This is a genomic window from Alphaproteobacteria bacterium (genome assembly GCA_030739735.1).
GTDB lineage: Bacteria > Pseudomonadota > Alphaproteobacteria > UBA7887 > UBA7887 > UBA7887.
Map to the genome: position 1 here is coordinate 60,297 of JASLYQ010000013.1, position 15,819 is coordinate 76,115.

The 15,819-nt window shown below is 60.7% G+C and carries 13 protein-coding genes; all 13 read right to left on the reverse strand.

Translation table 11 applies throughout. From position 1 onward, the window contains the following. Positions 1–16: 16 nt before the first annotated feature. Entirely contained in the window at positions 17–178 is a 162-nt protein-coding gene (locus QF629_08105; protein MDP6013489.1) for a hypothetical protein, read from the reverse strand. 257 nt (positions 179–435) lie between these two features. Continuing rightward, the gene (locus QF629_08110) at positions 436–792 is read right to left on the reverse strand and encodes a cytochrome c (protein ID MDP6013490.1); all 357 of its coding nucleotides are present in this window, start codon (positions 790–792) and stop codon (positions 436–438) included. Positions 793–805: 13 nt separating this feature from the next. Then, positions 806–1,465, reverse strand: a complete 660-nt coding sequence (locus QF629_08115) for a cytochrome c (protein ID MDP6013491.1) — start codon at positions 1,463–1,465, stop codon at positions 806–808. Continuing rightward, the gene (locus tag QF629_08120) at positions 1,462–3,123 is read right to left on the reverse strand and encodes an ethylbenzene dehydrogenase-related protein (GenBank protein ID MDP6013492.1); all 1,662 of its coding nucleotides are present in this window, start codon (positions 3,121–3,123) and stop codon (positions 1,462–1,464) included. The genes QF629_08115 and QF629_08120 overlap by 4 nt, the downstream gene beginning before the upstream one ends. Beyond that, on the reverse strand, positions 3,123–4,121 hold the full coding sequence (locus tag QF629_08125; protein ID MDP6013493.1) for a cytochrome c: 999 nt from the start codon (positions 4,119–4,121) through the stop codon (positions 3,123–3,125). Before QF629_08125 ends, QF629_08120 begins: the two co-directional genes overlap by 1 nt. After that, positions 4,105–5,088, reverse strand: a complete 984-nt coding sequence (locus QF629_08130; protein MDP6013494.1) for a c-type cytochrome — start codon at positions 5,086–5,088, stop codon at positions 4,105–4,107. The genes QF629_08125 and QF629_08130 overlap by 17 nt, the downstream gene beginning before the upstream one ends. Then, the gene (locus QF629_08135; GenBank protein MDP6013495.1) at positions 5,088–7,268 is read right to left on the reverse strand and encodes a cytochrome ubiquinol oxidase subunit I; all 2,181 of its coding nucleotides are present in this window, start codon (positions 7,266–7,268) and stop codon (positions 5,088–5,090) included. Before QF629_08135 ends, QF629_08130 begins: the two co-directional genes overlap by 1 nt. Next, the gene (locus QF629_08140; GenBank protein MDP6013496.1) at positions 7,269–7,685 is read right to left on the reverse strand and encodes a cytochrome c; all 417 of its coding nucleotides are present in this window, start codon (positions 7,683–7,685) and stop codon (positions 7,269–7,271) included. A gap of 8 nt (positions 7,686–7,693) precedes the next feature. Beyond that, on the reverse strand, positions 7,694–9,880 hold the full coding sequence (locus tag QF629_08145) for a HEAT repeat domain-containing protein (protein ID MDP6013497.1): 2,187 nt from the start codon (positions 9,878–9,880) through the stop codon (positions 7,694–7,696). Positions 9,881–9,946: 66 nt separating this feature from the next. Continuing rightward, positions 9,947–12,640, reverse strand: a complete 2,694-nt coding sequence (locus QF629_08150) for an arsenate reductase (azurin) large subunit (protein MDP6013498.1) — start codon at positions 12,638–12,640, stop codon at positions 9,947–9,949. Between the two features lie 15 nt (positions 12,641–12,655). Further along, positions 12,656–13,228, reverse strand: coding sequence for an arsenate reductase (azurin) small subunit (locus tag QF629_08155; protein MDP6013499.1), 573 nt, complete (start codon positions 13,226–13,228; stop codon positions 12,656–12,658). A 10-nt stretch (positions 13,229–13,238) separates the two neighbouring features. Further along, positions 13,239–14,465 carry a cytochrome c peroxidase gene (locus QF629_08160; protein MDP6013500.1) on the reverse strand — a complete coding sequence of 409 codons (1,227 nt, stop codon included), beginning with the start codon at positions 14,463–14,465 and terminating at the stop codon, positions 13,239–13,241. A gap of 15 nt (positions 14,466–14,480) precedes the next feature. Next, positions 14,481–15,626 carry a cytochrome c peroxidase gene (locus QF629_08165; GenBank protein MDP6013501.1) on the reverse strand — a complete coding sequence of 382 codons (1,146 nt, stop codon included), beginning with the start codon at positions 15,624–15,626 and terminating at the stop codon, positions 14,481–14,483. Positions 15,627–15,819 lie beyond the last annotated feature (193 nt).

Below are 15,819 nucleotides of genomic sequence, written 5' to 3' on the forward strand. Positions count from 1 at the left end.
CCCGCATGCCGCCGCCTCAGTGGCTCAAGAACAGCGACAGCCCTTGCAGGCTCATCACCGCCAGATCAAGCAGCAGAAAGGCGCCAACGAAGACCGCAAAAGCGACCGCAAAAGGCGCAAGGTAACGCGCCAACACACCAACTGCCTTCGTCTCGGATACCGCTTCGACGCCACTCATAGAAACCACCAAAAAAAGACTGCGAGCGCCACCGCAACCGCCGTGAACAACGCCGGACCGGCCCAGGCCCGCGGCCCGCGAGCATGCTCGCTCATGTTCTACCCTCGGCGATTGACCCTCTGCGAACGATCCGATACCGTCGGCGCATGAAATTAGGGCTCAAGATGAACGCCGCAGATGTGGTGATAATGATAGGCATGCTCGTCAATGCGATTGTGATTGTCCTGATACTCTGGTTCTACGTCTTCTGAACGACTCTAACCGGGCTTGCCTTCGCAGGCGCAGAGCGTGCGCAGATGCAGGACTAGTGCGTCGATATCCTCCTCTTTCAAGGTCTGCGACCAGGGCGGCATCATCGGCGATTTTCCGGCCGAGGGCCCGCCATCGAGAATGACGTTCTTGATGTCAGCATTGGACAGCTTGTTCATCTCCTCAGCATTGGTGAAATTACGCGGATTGACGGGAAACTCTGGCGATACATTGAGCCCGTCTCCCTTGCCGCCATCGCCATGGCATTGCGAGCAGTAGAACTTGAAGACCTGCTCCACGTCGGCTGCTTGGGCTGGGCCCGCTACCAGAATCAGCCCTATAAATATCGCTGCGGCTCTCAACATTGCTCCTGCTCCCCTATTCGAAGTGGGCGACATAGGCCGCCACCGCCTTGATCTTCTTCTCGCTGAGCAGTCCGGAGAAGGTGGGCATCGCCTTGAACGGCTTGAACACGTCCGGATTCATCAGATAGGCGAATATCCAATCGGGGTTTAGGCGGCTGCCGGCACCGATCAGCGACGGGCCACTGAAACCGCCGGTGAACTTCTTCTTGGTGGGAAACTGGTGACAGCCCGTGCACGGCATCTTCTTGGTGAAGATATTGCGGCCCTTGGCGCCCTTCTTGGGCTTAATCACACCGGCCTCGACCGCGTCGGAAACCAGCGTCATGAGAAACTCGTTAACCGTGGTAGCATCATCGGCGCCGAGTGCCGGATGGTTGTTCGGATTTGGCTCGTTGGACGCATTGTAGGCCCGCGGCCGGATCGGCTGGGGATCCTGCAACCAGGCCGCAAGCCATTCGGCCTGGAACTTGCTCCCCGCATACCAGAGCTCGGGCCCGGTCTTCGCCAGCTGGTCAGCGATGCTGGTCTCGCGCGCCGGACCTTGGGTATAGTGGCAATCGGTGCAGCCATTGTCGCTGAAGGTCTGTGCGCCAACCGCCGGGTCGGCGGCAGCGGGCGCAGCGGCCAGAACGGCAAGCGCGCCGGCCAACAATGCCAGAGATGTTACTCTCATTTTCCACTCTCCACTGTTTGTGGTTGTGCGGACGTCTCGCGCTCCACTTTGCGCATTAACCAGTAGCCAAGCGCCCCGGTAATGAGCACTGCGAGCACCGCGAACAGATAGACCGATATCGGAATCGGCGATTCGAGCACCACGAAGTACCAGCTCGACAGACTCATGATGAGCCCGTGTTCGCCGTTCGAGCCATCCCAAGCGTTGATCGCCATGGGGATGAACTGGCCGCGCGCGAACTGCACGTCGTTCTTGTCATCAGTGAGCAGTGGACGCCGCATCACCACCTGCCAACGGCCCTCGGCCCAACCCGCACTGCCCGTGATCTGCTGCTCGTCCTCGGCCTGAGGCTTTGGTGCCTGGCCCCAACCTCGCACCAGCGATTCCTCAACCACTCGCTCGCCCTCGCCTGAGCGGTCCGCTAGCCAGGTCCACAGGTTCACCGGCGTGGAAGCGCCGCCACGCAGGAAATGAGGCTTGGCAGTGCCTTCAGGCGCGCGCACCGGAAATTGCAGCGCCACCGAGTCGCGGAAAGTCTCGAGTTTTCGCGGAATGGTGTCGATGGCCGGGACGTATGAATTGAAGGCGCCAGGCTGGCTGATCTCGCTGGCGTCGAACTCGGCTTCGACGTCGTGCAGCCGATCCTCGAAGGGATCGTCCCATTCGAGGAGAAAGGCGATTTCCTTGTCGTTGTTGATGGCGCGGATGCTGACCAACTCGATGCTCGGGTTCTGCCAGCGCGGCGCCACTATCACCTGGCCGGCCAAGCGCAGATCGATCGCTGACGCGGCCTCCCAGGCCGGATCGTTCGGCGTGCTCGGCACCTCGCCCTCGATGCTCAGCGCCGCCAGCACCTGGGCGTCCGTGGCCTGGTGTTGCAGCGACTTGATGAAGTTCGCTAGATACCAACGCTCCTCGTCGTTCAGCGCCTTGGCAAAGGACGGCATGGGCGTGCCGTTAATGCCGGTCGAGAAACGCATGTAGATATCTTCAACCCTGGCACCGCCCTTCAGCTTCCAGGGGAGGGTGACGTTGCGGATACGGATCGGGAAGCCCCAGTCGTCCTTGCGGTCGAACGCCTTCTGACCATTGCCGCGCCCCTGCTTGCCGTGGCATTCCCAGCACTTGGCGCGCTCAAAGATTTCCTGCCCCTTGGCGATGGTTTCCGCGTTGTAGGCCGCCAGGTTGGCCGGCAGCGAGACCAACTTGCCGGTGGCGATCGGGTCGAGTTCGGGATCATCAAACTCGAAGGCGAAGGTCTTGATATAGGCGATGACCTGCCAGCGCTCTTCTTCACTGAGCCCGCTCTTGATCAGGCCGCTGTCGAAGGCCTGCATGCCGGTGCCAGATAGGCCGCGACTGACGGTACGGAAAAGGTCCTCGTCGGTAGGCAGTTCGCCACTTTGCGTGGTGCGAAACTTAAACGTGCCGAGGGTGAAATCACGCGGCCGCGGGTCGAGGAACTGCGCGGCGGGACCTTCGCCATCACCCATCAGTCCGTGGCAGAAGCTGCAACGCCGGATGTAGATGGCGCGGCCCTGCTCGACGAATTCTTCAGTAACCTCTGGCATCGGCGCACTCGGCGTATCGGCCGCCACGGCCGGTAGGGCCGCCAGCAGGGCGACCGCACCGACCGTCATGGCTTGCAGCCAAGTCATCAGTGCCCCTCCGGAATACGCGGTGTTTTTTCGGCCAGGTCGTACTCGGCCATGATGATCTTCCAGCGTTCTTCTTCGGTCAGGTTCAGCTTCCATTGTGGCATCGCCGAATCCCACGGCGTCGCTTCCGTCGGCAGGCCAGGCCCACCGTTCTCGACACGCCAAAAGGTGTAGCCTTCGACGATGGTCTCGATGGTGCCATTGTCGGTAAAGTTAATCGGCCTGAGCTTGAAGCCATCTGCCATCGGCCCGTCACCGGCGACGCTGTCGCCGTGGCAGGGACGACAGTTCATACTGTACAGCGCGCGCCCCTCGAACAGCGTCTTCTCCACCAGAGCGGCGCGCGCCACCTCGCGGTCGACCTCGCCTGCAGCAAGCTGGGCGAGAAAGGCCTTGACCGGCTCGAAGGGCAGGAACTCGAGCATGTGGTCGGGCTCGGTCTCGTCCATCCACAGCTCAACATCGTCCATGACCTGCGGGATCAGCGTCACTTCACCCGCCTCAGCTTCGGCGATAAAGACGTCGATGTCGGCATCGCTGGGATCGCTGAACGGGTTCTTCAAATCCTCATTGGCGCGCGGGAAGTTCGAGGACGGATGCTGAATGCGCAGCGAGACAGGCAATTCGACTCTGGGCACGGTGACTTCGTAGACCTGCCAGCCGGCGATAAAGGGCACCAGCACCAGCGCTGCTGTCCGCGGTAACTTGCCAAATTCGGCCCGCAGCAGTGCCTTGATGGGGCGCAGAAAGTCGGCCATGGCTTCGTCGGAAAAGGTGACGAGTAGAAACATCGCCACTAGCGCCAGCATCATGTAAATGAAGATCAGGGCGCCCGGCACCGGCAGCGGGAAGGGCAGCGTGGTAATCTCGCGCGAGGCTGCAGGAATGCCCCAGCGGATTAGGGCATAGATGATGACCAGGGTCAGAACGACCGACCAGAAGCGCCCAATTCTCTTCATGCCGCCATGCCCCTGTCCACGCTCATTCGCCTTCCTCATCGCCCTTCTGCATGACCAGGAAGGAGAGCACATCCTGGTAATCCTTGATCGTCAGTTCCTCGATCAGGTCGGCGGGCATCACGCTCACGGTGTCGTCAGTGGCGATCTCCTTGATGTCACTCTTGGCCAAGGTGACGACATCACCATTGGCCAGCGTGATGTCAATCTCCTCGGCCTCGTCACGGGTCTTCAGTCCGGTGAACTTGCGCCCCTCCAGATTGACCACGACATAGGTTTCGTAGCCTTCGCTAATCTCCTTGGTCGGGCTGGTGATCGACTCGCCGATGAACTTGAGGCCCTTTTGAGCAATGCTGCTGAGATCGGGACCGATCTCCTCGCCCTCGCCCTTGAGCACGTGGCAGTCGATGCAGTTGTCCTCATAAACTACTTCGCCGTTGCCCGGGTCGCCGCCGCCAGCTGCGCTGGCCGCCGCGATACGCTCAAAATAGGTGGCTGTGATCTCGCTCGGAGTCTCCAGCGCCTCGAGGTCTATCTCACCGCCCTGGCTTTGCAGGTAAGTAATCACCGCCTTTATTTCAGTGAGATTGAGTGAGATCGGCGGCGCATAGACGATAGCCATCTCGTTCTTGAAGCCTTCGACCAGATAGGCGTCCGGCTTGGCCAGGCTCTCGACCAGATAGTCAGTAGCGGTGTAGTCGAGGCCGGTCTCTTCCGAGCGCAAACGCGCGCGCTCGGCGGCGCGGGCACCGATCGGAATCGCGAACTTCTCGCCGAAAACACCGAGATTGGGGCAACGTACGGCACTGCCGCGCCCGCCGACGCTGTGACAGGTGTAGCAGCGCCCCTTGCCCCAGAAGATCACCTCGCCGCCTTCGGGGCTAACATCGACGACGGCCGCGGCGCGCTTGCCGCCACCAGTCATAGCAGTAATCGTCTGGCCAACCCACATGAAGGCGCCCAGCAGCACCACCAGGAAGATGAAAGCCTTGCCCACCGCGCCAATCATTAGGCGTGCTTCCGCTCGGCGCTTGCTGGCGTGGTCTCGCTCTCAGCTTCCTCCTTGCCGCGCTTGGCGGCGATGCCGCCCAGCCAGAACATAAAGGCGATGGCGATCATGAATACGAACACCGCCGAGCCGACCATCTTGGTCATCATGAAGTTGGACGGCGTAAAGGCCCATTCGGAGGTGTCGCGCATGACCCCGAAGATGTGCCAATCGCCGCGTAGGCCCGAGCGGATAAAGCCCATCAGGCCCATGTTCATGGTGATTACGAAAGTCAGCGCCAGCAGCGCAAACTGGCTACGGACAGTCATCTTGCCCCATTGCAGAGTGCCGATCTCTTTAGCGCCGCGGAACAGGAAGACATCGATAGCCGTGACCAGGATAAGGCAGCTGATCAGTTGCAGGAACTGAGCGACGGCGACGTTGCGCAGGAAAGGTGAGGCCTGCTCCATGACCACAAAACCGTAAACACCGAGAAAAATGACGACGTTGAAGGCGGTCACCGCCAGATAGATGCCCTGCGCCAACTTGCCGAGATTGCGCAACGCCAGCGCCACAGAGACCACGGCAGTGGCACAGTTGAAGACGAGCAGCCAGCCGACGGTGCGGAAATACTTGGCGCGGTCCTCGGGTAAGTCGAGCTCTGCCGGGTCCATGCCCAGAAGGCTCACCGCGTACTGGCCGACGATCAGGATCGCCACCAGTCCGGCTAGGGGGATGACGATCAGCGGCAGCCGCCCCTGATCTCTGATCGGCAGCACATCGCTGCGATTGCCGCGGCGGTACAGCAGAAAGCTGAAGAAGGTCGACAGGATGATCAAATTGACCACCGCGTTCTTAGCCGGCATTAGCCCGAGGAACTTGAGGGTGGGATGGAACTGGCTGCCACCCATCTGACCCACCTCCTGACCGCTGAGCGGCAGGTTGTGCGGCGTCAACCAGATAGCAAAGGAGAGGATAATCGCACCGAGAATGAACTTGATATACTTGTAGTAGCGCTCCGCTCCGGGGATACGGGTCATACCGCTCCACAGATAGTAGTTCGAAATCAGGAACAGCGAGCCCACCAGCATGGCCTGGATGATAAAGGTCCAGGAGAAATCTCCGCCCATCATGTTGTTACCCATCACGGCACTGGTAGAATATACCTCGCGACCCAAGTAGTAGCCTGCGAAAGGTAGTGGAATCAATGCCATGATGGCCACGAAATTGGCGATGTATCCCATCCAGTCGTAATGCGCCTTCTCGGCAGCGCTCTTGGCGCCGATAAACTTAACCGCAGCATAGGAGCCCGCGACAAGGCCGCCGAAGGCCATGTTGCCAAGCATGCGGTGGATCGCCACTGGTGTCGCCAACACGTTCTCGAAGGCCTGCCACAGAGTGCCCACCATCTCACCGGTCTCGCTGACCCCGGCCGGGCTCATCATGAAACCGGCCCAGCTGTTGGCGAGTTGCATGATGGCAGTCCCAGCTACATTGAGCAGAATGCCGATCATGATGTGGGTGGTCTTAGGCCCGCGCAGGATGAGCAAGCCGGCGCCCACGGGAATGATGTAGAGAAGGACGATAAAACTGCGCGTGTCGCCACGCATCTCGACGCCCAGCCCGGTGAAGAAGAACACGGCGCCAAAGATTAGCACCAGCACGCCGAGGCTCTTGAACAGCCATTGTAGACGGACATCGAAGGCCTTACCGCCCTTCATCCAGTTCCAGCCGTAGTAGTACATGTAGAGCAGGAAGGTTTCGGCGAAGAACAGCATGGCATACAGGAACATGATGTCCTTGAAGGTCCCCGCCATGTAGCCCATGAATGTCGGATAGAGCGTGAACAAGGCGAAGGCCAACAGTCCGCCGAACGCGGCGGTGGTGGCATAGGCGACGCTTAGCAGACTCGTGAACTCGTAGGCCAGTTTGTCGAGGCGCTCGTCACGATTGCGCCAGCCGACGATCTCGACGATCACCGCAAACAGTGGAACACCGAGTACGAAGGCGCCGAAGAACAGGTGCATCTGGGCCAGGAACCAGACAAGGCGGCGTGAATCCAAACCCAGAAACTGTCGGTATTCGTTTATCTCCTGCGCTGCCGCCGGCGAAGCAATAAGCGCCAAGCAAAGCACGCCGAGCGCGGTGACGCCGAGGCGGCACCAGCTCCTACGATCACCGGGCCTGTGCGAAACTGTCATCTATTTCTCTCCGGCAACGAAGCGCCTGACGAAATTCAGAAGCTGTCGCTGCTCGTGCAGGCTGAGCACATCTTCCCAGGGTGGCATGTCGTTTTTGCCCATCTTCATGGTCACGAGCAGTGCCGCATTGCATTTTTCGAGGCGCTCGCCTTCCGCAAAATTGGGTGTGCCGGGAAGTATCGGAGTGCCGTCATAACCATGACAAAAGGCACAGTTCTCCTCGTAGAGCAGCGCTAGGACCTCATCTTCTATGGGTTTCGGTGACCCGCCTTCAGCATCGGTGCCTACGGCAGACGCCTCTCCGCATTCGACCGTAGGTTCGATCGTGCTGGCCTCCTCGTCTGCAGCGGCCAGACCACCCGACAGCAGAAAGACAAACAGCGCAAAGACAAGTTTCGAAAGGGCATACCGCGCCATAAATTTGTTCACGCGACCTCGCTTGTCCCGTCAACGCCCGGAGCCAAAATGCCGGCGAGGGAGTCAATACAGATGCCATGCAACCCGATGCATTCCGGTTGCGACAGAATATGCATGAGCCTGACAACCGAACGTCCGTCAGCAACGCGCCGCAGCGCAGCGATCACATCACGGGCCAGGCTGGCATCGGGTCGGAATAGCAGAGCCAGCGTCGCATCGCGCTGCGGGTCGCCGAAGCACTCTGCCGTCAGCCCGCGCAACGCCTCTCGGCAGACGTCTGTCTCTGCGTCGTTCAGGCCGTGCAACAACGCTTTGTCGGCCACCTCCCCACCGCAATGCACGAGGAAGCGCACGGCGCGGGAGCGAATATCAACATCCGAGTCGTCGAGCAGCGCACTAGCGCCGGCCACGGTTTCAGCCGTTGCGGCATAGGTTTCGGCGGTGGCCAAAGCCGCCAACCTGATCGCGGGCTGGTCCGCAGCCAAGCCTGCCACAACCGCTGCGACCGCACCGACGTCTTCAAACCCGGCAAGGGTAGCAAGCGCTTGTGCACGCAAATCGGGAAAACCGGTCCCCGCCGCAGCGATCAGGGCGGGCGGCACGCGGCTATCGGCCGTGCCAAGCAGCCCCAGCAGCTTGGCGGCAACGACGCGCGCTGGCGCCTCGCCGTCCTCGGCATCCGGCTCACTTGCGCCGGCCAGTCCTTCTGGCTCAGCAGCGAGCATCGCGGCAAGCGTTGAAGTGGCGGGATCCGCGGCAGCCGAATCACGCACCCAGTCGACGATCTCTGGTGGCAGCACCGTGCCCTCCGGCACAGGTGCCTCCTGCGTCTGTCCGCCGACCGCGAGTACCTCGATGAGACGCGTGATGACAGCGGCGCTATCGAAATTCGCCAGGGTCGTCGCTGCCGCGTGGCAAATGCGCTCGTCGCTGTCGCCGATGGCGGCGAACAGAGCGCTGCGGGCCGCGTTGTCCTCACCGTCACCTGGGTGCAGCGCTGTTAGCGCCTCGGCACGCACATAGATGTCGGCATCGGAATCGGCGAGACAGGCCAACAACTCCCGCTCCGCTCCGGGCTCACCGATTGCCGACAAGGCGCGAACCACATCGCGCTGCAACTCCCCACCGGCGCCATCGAGCAGCGCAGCCAGCGGCACCACCGAGGTGCTGCCGCCGATGCGAGCCAAGACCCTAACCACCGCCTGGCGAACCTGTTCATCGCGAAATGCGAGCAACTCAAGCAGGCGCGGCTCAAGCGCAGCGTCGCCACGTTGCATAAGCACGGCAACGACTGCCTCGCGCACTTCCGTGTCACGGGAAACGAGTAAGCCCACGAGCGGAACTATATAATCTCGGTTGCCACAGGCGCCGAGTGCGCGGATCACGCCGATACGCACCAAGGGGTCGTGGTCGTCGAGCAATTGCGGGATTAACGCTACCAGGTCTGGAGCCAAGCGACCCCCACCGGCAGCGATCTCCGGCAGCTGCACCAGGGCCCGCGCTGCACGACGCCGGGCACGAGCGTCCTCACCACCGAGGCGCGTCAGAACCGCCTGTCGTGCCGCCTCACCGTCGAGCCTGGCAAGAGCCTGGATGGCAAGCTCCTGCAGGTCGTCGAGTTCCGGGTCTTCGACCACCGCCAGAAGTGCCGGCAGCGCCCGCATACCTCCTATCTTGCCGAGCGCCTTCAGAGCTTGCGCCTCGACTTCCCAGGATGCCATGAACTCGTCATCGTCGACCGGGTTATCGAGCGCAGGATAGCCCTCGTGAGAAAGGCAGTCGACCAACGCCGGCAGCGAGCGCGGCGCGGCGATGGCGCCGAGCGCCACGGTGGCATGGATGCGGACCTCGCCATCGGGGTCACCCTTCATCCGCGCCACCAGGGCCTCGACCGCGTCATCAAGCACCAACGTACCGGCCGCCATGGCAGCATGGCCGCGGATGTCCGGATCAGCATCGTCGAGCGCTACCACAAGCCGCGTGCGGGTTGCCAAATCGAGCGCACCGAGGCGGGCCAGGGCCGCGAGGCTGCAACTGCGCAGGTCCGGCACATCCCCGTCGAGCTTGGCGCGCAGCGCCGCGACAACGGCAACACGGTCCGCACCTTCGCCGAAAGGATCGGTATTCGCCGGTGGATCGTTATCCAGCGCTGCTATCATCGCCAACCAGCGACACAACCGGGATGGATCGCACACCAGGCCGCCTGCGCCGCCATTGTCATCGCTCCGCTACGCACCCGCATGCCTTCCCACCGCCTACCCTTAGACGATGTCGCGACGTCTGAAGGACATTTGCGAGAAGTCCTTCTTGAAGGGTGATTCACCCATGCGCTGGACCGTGCCCGATGCGATCTTAAAGCGATAGTTCAACGTTAGCGGATCCGGCACGCGCGGTACAATGGCGTTGGCCGGCGCGTTCTTGGCCAAGAAATTGGTGAATACAACGCCTTTCTTGATCGCCGGCGTGACAATCGCCACGGCCGAGAACTGTCCCGTCACCAAATCAATATGACCGCGCTTCATCTGGCCGTCGAAGCTCATATCATCGCTCTTGACGAAGAGGTTGTAGTCCTTCAGCACTGGTACCCGCGCCGACTGAATGGCTACCATGTCGCCGGATTCAATGCCGCGCGAGGCAGCATCGTCGGGGTGGATCTCGGCGAAGTTCATGGGCCAGCGCTGCTGGATATAGGCGCGCCGCTCGGTATCGTCGAAACCCGATTGCCAGATCTCGTTGATGCGGCCATTGGTCACCCACAGCTCATCGCCCTTGGGCGTCATGAAATCATAGAAGTCGCTCCACACGCTCCATGGTGATTTCAGCAGGTTGAGCTTTCCGGCGTGGCTCTTGAAGGCAAAAATATTCTTGCCCGCCACAGTGACCCCTTCTGGCCCGGTGTCTGGAACGTCGGTGCGTTCGACATCGTGCAGCCGCTTGGTCTCGAGGATAGTATCGCCGTCGAGAAGCAACGGACATTGCAGACCGGTGGTACCATAGCTACGCAACAATTCATGCGCTTTCATACCTCGTCGCATAGCGACGGTGCGCAGCACATTGTAATCGGTACGCCCGCCACGGCTGAAGCGACAGGATTCCTCAAAGACGTCGTTGGGCTCGTTCCAGTCGTAGCCAGAGAAGCCCATCTTCTTGGCGAACATGGAGACGATCTTCCAGTCCGGCTTAGCATCGCCCGGCGGGTCGTAGAAAGCCGAATACAGCCGAATGCGACGCTCACCGTTCGCGCGCGTAAAATCGGACTCGCCCCAAGTCGCTGCTGGCAACACGATATCGGCATATTTGGCACCTATCGGGTCGACCATATAGATGTCCTGGTTGGCGACGACCGTGCCGCCACTGTCGACCCGTCGCTTGAGAGTTGCGATGATCTCTTCCTTGTCGAGCGAGCGGATCTGGTGCGGGTTGTTGCGCGTATAGCGGCGGAAGGCATCCTCGAGCGCCGACGAGCCAGCCATGGCCTGGACCCAGGTGGTGCCGACCACATAAGCGAAGCGCACCTGTCCAGACTGCAACCAGCGGTCGAGGTCGAGGCGATTACGCCGCCTGCCACCAACCTTGTAGGGTGACTTGAGGTTAGGATAGGGGCCGCCATTGCTGCCGCCACGCTGGTGGCCACCGAAGCGCGTGATGGCGCGTCCGGGACGGCCGCCGCAACCGAGGATAATGCCGAGTGTGCCGATCGACACGGTGTTAAGGTAGTTATTCGACCAATAGTTACCTTTTTCAATGCCAATGGTAGTGCGTGGACGCTCGCCGTCTTCCTTCGGCTTGGCCATCATCTCGGCCGCCTGATAGAGCTTCTGCGGGTCGATGCCGGCGATGCGTGCCGCCACCTCGGGTTTCGACTCCTCCTGCGATAGCAGCCATTCCTTCCAGTCTTCCCAGCCATCGACCTGGAACTTGCCCCAGGTGGTGCGCCACTGCCACGGTGTGTTACGTGTCCCCTGGCCGAAGCCGGAATCAGTCTCCCAGAAATTATTCGTCCACTTGTCGATGAATGCCTGATCCTGCCAGCCGTTCTCAATGATGATCCTCTGGATCGCCATGTGCACGACGGTGTCCGAGCCTGGGTTGAGGTCGATATGCAGGCCACCATGCTTCTCGGCATAGGCCGCGCCCATGGTCCGGCGCGGGTTAATCATGATCACCTTGGTCTTGTTCTTGGCGATGCCTTTCAGAATCCACTCGTTCCAAAGCACGGTCTTAGTCTCATAGGGATCCGTACCGGAGCAGACGATGCAATCGGCGAGTGAGAAATCCTCATAGCAGGCGCCGAAGATATCGTAGCCTATATCAGTCCAGCCCGGCGCCGAGTCGACGATCGAGGGATGATCATGATGTGCGACCGCGGGCGTGTTGATACTGCGGAAGGCTAGTTTGGTCAGCGCGTAGGTATTCTCGTAAAACTGGTAGCTGAAATACTTCATTGCCCAAGCTTGTTCGCCGTGATGGCGGATAACGTGCTTGGACACCTCGGCCATGATGTCGAGAGCGAAATCCCAGGTCACCGGCATCAAGATATCGTTGACGCGGACCAGGGGGTATTTCAGTCTGTCGCGCGTGGCCAGCCGCGGGCTGTAGACCTTCTGCGAGATACAGCCGCCACGGATGCTGTGGCCGCCGCGTACGTTGACCACGTCGGCGTCAGCATCGGCGATGATGGCGAAGTTGTGCAGTTTGCCGTTGTGCCCCGCCTGCGTGAACTGGTTCGGACCCAGCCAGTTGCCCGCCAGCGGTGAAAGCGGATAGTCGCGGTTGAGTGCGTTCTCCTCCTTGGCCGGTCCGCCATGCGGGCCCTCGGCCGGCCAGCGATAGATTTTGTAACCGCAGGCAACGACGCAGTAATCACAACAGGTGGTCAGTACCTCGGCGTTAATCGGTGGCAGGGTGACGGTGTCGACGGGCTGATAGAAGGGTGTAGAGGTGGTGACTGCCATGGTGGATATTCCCCTCTATGCCGCAAGGTTGTCGTAACGGCCGTAAATCAGGCCGACCATGCCGACGGCCCAAATCTCGTCGCCTTTGAGCTCAAGCAGAACCTGCGGTAGGCTTTCCGTGGCGTGACCGCTGATGATGATCCCGTGCCGGGTCAGATCGAAAACAGATTGATGGAACGGGCACGGGCCGAGCGCCGTGTCGCTGGCCTTGTAGTAGCGGCCGAGGTCTGCGCCCATGTGGGTGCAAAGCGTGTTGAAGGCGATCACATCGCGATCGGGACCTATACCACCACCCGCCTCCTGCCCAAGCTTGACCAACATGCTGTTGGTATTCTTGCCGTCATCGGGATACTTGAAGCGTTGTGGTCGTTCCACTTGAAGTGCGCTGAGTTTGGCTATCAGGATGCGCGGGTAGCGCGCCACATGGGCCGCCCAGGCCTTGCCTTCGAGCCCCGGGATGCCGGTCAGCATTACCGTTCCGGTCGCCGCGGCACCAGTGCCAATGAGAAAGCTGCGGCGACTGAGACAATCGTGTTTCGGCTCAGATTTTATTGCGTGTTCGTGTGCGTCCGTCTTGAGGCTGCTCATGACGCTTTCCCTACTCAATCCCTTGGGCGGCGAGATAGAACTCGAGCCCGATACGCTTAGCTTCGGCTTGGCTGAGGCCGGCGACATCCGGCATCGCCTCGTAGGTCGGAACCTTCGGCACAGGCATAACGATCTCCTCGCCGCTGATCTCCTCGAGAAAAATGACCAGCGCTTCCTTCTCCTCGTCGCTCAGATTGAGCGGCTTGAGGATGGGCGTCTTGTTGCCGGCCCGCTCGGTGAACTCATTGTCGCCACCGCCGTCATTGTAGAAGTCGATGACCTCTTCCAAGGTGTAGAATTGCCCGGCGTGCATGTAGGGCGCTGTGTAGGCGAGATAACGCAGAGGCTGGGTGCGGAACTTGCCCATGTCGCTGGGGCGCTTGGTGGTGAAATAGAGGCCTAGATCGTCCTTGAACTCTCGATAGTAATCCTCGTGCACGCCCTTTTGGTAGAGCTCGAAGCGATAGGTGATGGTGTTGAGGCCGGTCTCTTCCCATTCATAGGGACGCGGCACACCAAGATTGTAATACTTCTCATCTGACAGTACCGGGCCATTGTGGCATTCGATGCAGTTGGCCTTGCCCGTGAACAGCTCAAGACCGAGCTTGGCCTCATCCGATAACGCCGTGTCATCGCCTTCTAGGTGGCGGTCCAAAGGCGTGTCGTACTGGGTCAGCATAGCGCGTTCAAAAGTAGCGATGGCTAGCCAGGCGTCGTTGAGGATCGGCCGCTCGGTGCCGAAGACGCGATTGAACTCGGCAACGTAGTAGGGCGTCTGGCGCAACCTTTGCTCCATAACGTCCGCCTCACCATTTCCCGATATGCCGCCGGTGGCGGCAGACTTAGCCTGAGCCTCTAAGCTCGTGGCGTTGCCCTGCCAGAAAAGCTTGCTGAGGTAACCAGTATTGACCGCGGTGTGGCAGTTGCGCCAATGCACCACGCCCGGATAGCCACGGCAGATGGGATCGTTGAAGCCCCAGCCCTGCTTAGGATCGTGACAGTCGCCACAGCCCAGGCTAGCATCGCCCGACAGCTTGGGATCGAAATAGAGCAGGCGGCCGAGCTCGGCCTTTTCCGGCGTTATCAGGTTGTCAGGCGGCTCGGGCACCGGCGGCAGCGGTACCAGCGGCGGATCAAAGTCCGGGTCGTCCTCCGCCCAGGCACCGGGAATGCCGAGAGTAATCATCGCCACAATGCTCAGCAGCGGCAATCCCAACATACGCAGTGTCTGCTTCATGGCCTGTCTCGCTCTCTAATTCTGTACGTTTAGCCAATCGTCAGTCGGCTGGTACTTCTGATCGATCTTTAGCGGATCCATGGTCACTGGCGTGACGCTGCTCAGGCTTTCCAGAAAGGCCACCAGATCGGAGCGCTCGCCGCGCGTGAGATTGAGTGGCTCGAGCTCCCTCGCGAGCGGATCGTCCTGGCCGCCGCCGTCGTCGTAAAAGGCGACCACCTCGGCCAGCGTGGGGATGGTGCCGTTGTGCATGTAAGGCGCCGTGTAGAGCGTCTCGCGCAAGGTCGGTGTTATGAACTTGCCGACGTCACCATAATTCTTGCTGACCATGAAATAGCCCACGTCGCGGCGCCAGATGCCCATCTTCGGCACGCCGTAGGAATGGATCACGGCGCGATAAGTGAGATGGCGAATAGGATCGCGAAACACTTCCATGTTCTCGGGCACGCCGGTGTTGTGCGGCTTGCCGTCCGAGAAATAGGGGCCGTTGTGACAACTGATGCAGCTGGCCTTGCCCTCGAATAGGGCCTGGCCGCGTTCGGCGGCCTCCGACATGGTTCCGGTGTCGAAGGGAGCGTCGATAGAGACCAGGGTCTCGACGAAGGTGACCAGCGCCTTACGGGCCTTTCCCGAAGAGCAGTCGCCACCGTAAATCGAGGCGCACATCTCGGCATAGACCACGTCCTGCTTCATGCGCTCGTGCATGATGCGCATATCCATATTCATGCTCACCGTCTCGGTGATCTGGTCCCGCATGACATCGTTAAGATTGCCGCCCATCTGGCCGGCCCAACCCCAGCCGACGTCGGCGAAAGAGGCCTTGAAGTGGGCGTTGATCAGGGTTGGCGCGTTCCGAAAGTGGCGCGTGCCGGGATAAGCCTTGGAGAGTGGCAGACCATCGCCATAGCCCTTAGCAGGATTATGGCATGTGGCGCAGCTTATGGCGCCGTCGCCCGAGACCCGTGCATCAAAGAACAACCGCTTGCCCATTTCCACAGCAGCCGGATCGGCAGCATCAGCAGCCGGCAGCGGTCCAATCTCTGGCCAGGGCTCGGCCGCCACGCCGGGGGGAAACAACAAAGCAAAGCAAAGCCCCGCCGCAACAACAGCAGCGTTAGCCGTAGCCGTTCGACTAAGCAAAAGCGCAGAGGGCCGTATCATCGCGTTATCCTCCACTGACAGGGCTCGCCCGATGCCCGTCTCCGGTTCGACAAGTGCCTATTCGGCCGAATAAGTAAACTCGACGACAGTGTCGCCGCTGGCATCGACAGTAACTTCCGTTTCCTGGACGCCAAATCTCGGATGCCACGCTTTGAGCGTGTAGGTGCCTGCCGGAACGTTATCGATAGCGAAG

What these genes read in the sequence shown, in the direction of transcription:
- QF629_08135 (MDP6013495.1), bottom strand. Translation starts at nt 7,268, where the DNA reads ATGACAGTTTCGCACAGGCCCGGTGATCGTAGGAGCTGGTGCCGCCTC.
- QF629_08160 (MDP6013500.1), bottom strand. Translation starts at nt 14,465, where the DNA reads ATGAAGCAGACACTGCGTATGTTGGGATTGCCGCTGCTGAGCATTGTG.
- QF629_08115 (MDP6013491.1), bottom strand. Translation starts at nt 1,465, where the DNA reads ATGAGAGTAACATCTCTGGCATTGTTGGCCGGCGCGCTTGCCGTTCTG.
- QF629_08120 (MDP6013492.1), bottom strand. Translation starts at nt 3,123, where the DNA reads ATGACTTGGCTGCAAGCCATGACGGTCGGTGCGGTCGCCCTGCTGGCG.
- QF629_08125 (MDP6013493.1), bottom strand. Translation starts at nt 4,121, where the DNA reads ATGAGGAAGGCGAATGAGCGTGGACAGGGGCATGGCGGCATGAAGAGA.
- QF629_08140 (MDP6013496.1), bottom strand. Translation starts at nt 7,685, where the DNA reads ATGGCGCGGTATGCCCTTTCGAAACTTGTCTTTGCGCTGTTTGTCTTT.
- QF629_08155 (MDP6013499.1), bottom strand. Translation starts at nt 13,228, where the DNA reads ATGAGCAGCCTCAAGACGGACGCACACGAACACGCAATAAAATCTGAG.
- QF629_08105 (MDP6013489.1), bottom strand. Translation starts at nt 178, where the DNA reads ATGAGTGGCGTCGAAGCGGTATCCGAGACGAAGGCAGTTGGTGTGTTG.
- QF629_08165 (MDP6013501.1), bottom strand. Translation starts at nt 15,626, where the DNA reads ATGATACGGCCCTCTGCGCTTTTGCTTAGTCGAACGGCTACGGCTAAC.
- QF629_08150 (MDP6013498.1), bottom strand. Translation starts at nt 12,640, where the DNA reads ATGGCAGTCACCACCTCTACACCCTTCTATCAGCCCGTCGACACCGTC.
- QF629_08130 (MDP6013494.1), bottom strand. Translation starts at nt 5,088, where the DNA reads ATGATTGGCGCGGTGGGCAAGGCTTTCATCTTCCTGGTGGTGCTGCTG.
- QF629_08110 (MDP6013490.1), bottom strand. Translation starts at nt 792, where the DNA reads ATGTTGAGAGCCGCAGCGATATTTATAGGGCTGATTCTGGTAGCGGGC.